This is a genomic window from Rothia sp. HMSC036D11 (assembly GCF_001814205.1).
GTDB lineage: Bacteria > Actinomycetota > Actinomycetes > Actinomycetales > Micrococcaceae > Rothia > Rothia dentocariosa.
Map to the genome: position 1 here is coordinate 1 of NZ_KV815281.1, position 986 is coordinate 986.

The window sequence follows — 986 nt, forward strand, 5'->3', positions numbered from 1 at the left end:
GTGCAGTACTTGTACTTCCCCTCACTATCATCACCAAAAATACGTGCCAAATATCCCGGAAGAAACAAAAGTAAAAAGGCTGCAATAATTAATAAAACAGTGCTAACCATCCCTTTCCGCCTTTTAGTACGTTGGGTACCTTGCTGTGCCATGACAACTCCTAGAGCTTCTACCGCAGTATTGTGGGAGTAAACAACTGACTATAATCATAATTCTGCACCTTAATCGCCGCGATCTGCAGAGAATCAGCAGCCAGGACTATTTCTCCTTCTGAGGCTTGAGAGCCTTATAACCGCTCAAAAACAGTAAAACAGCAAGTGCAGTGTTAAAAGCACCGACTCCTATCATGGAAAGACTACTGACCAAGTTATTCTTCTTGATATTCGCTATCAAAAGTACAATCCCCAAAAGGACTGCCAAACAGGACGGTGTTCCTAACAGCAACCCAAACACAAGATACTGACGTGCGCTAGAGCGATTCATGACAGAAGGATCGTCGATATCTTCATTGCTCACTTTGAACTGCTTCTGGTATGCGGCAGCCTCGGCGGTGTATCTGGTAGCCTCACGCACACTACCACCAGCATTATTGGCAAGAGGTGAAACACTAACAATACTCCAACAGTGGGTAAAGAACGACCTGCCGCCTGCACATGCGACACGTAGTACTTACTTCGACAGGCAACTATGAAAATTTTGAAATTCTACCGTAGAGAAATACTTTACAGATGTAATATGCGACATATTTTAGATATTTTCATCACATTCAATTACCTAGGATTTTTGTGTGAATGACCTGTTCTCGCTATATAAACAGCGGGGTCTTGACCTGCTTTGGCTCTGCAGGCGGCGCGACACGAAAAATAAAGATTTGATAAAGACATGATGGTGTCCTTGACCACCTGCAAAAAGTAAACCTAAACTACACCATGTAGTTCTGTTACCGAAGACAGAACCCAACCACGTGAAAGGAAACGCCCATGAGC

General features: G+C 43.7%; 1 protein-coding gene. It reads right to left on the bottom strand.

The window, feature by feature from the left end:
• Window positions 1–258: 258 nt before the first annotated feature.
• Window positions 259–573, bottom strand: coding sequence for a hypothetical protein (locus HMPREF2958_RS04230; protein WP_246828024.1), 315 nt, complete (start codon window positions 571–573; stop codon window positions 259–261).
• Window positions 574–986: the final 413 nt, after the last annotated feature.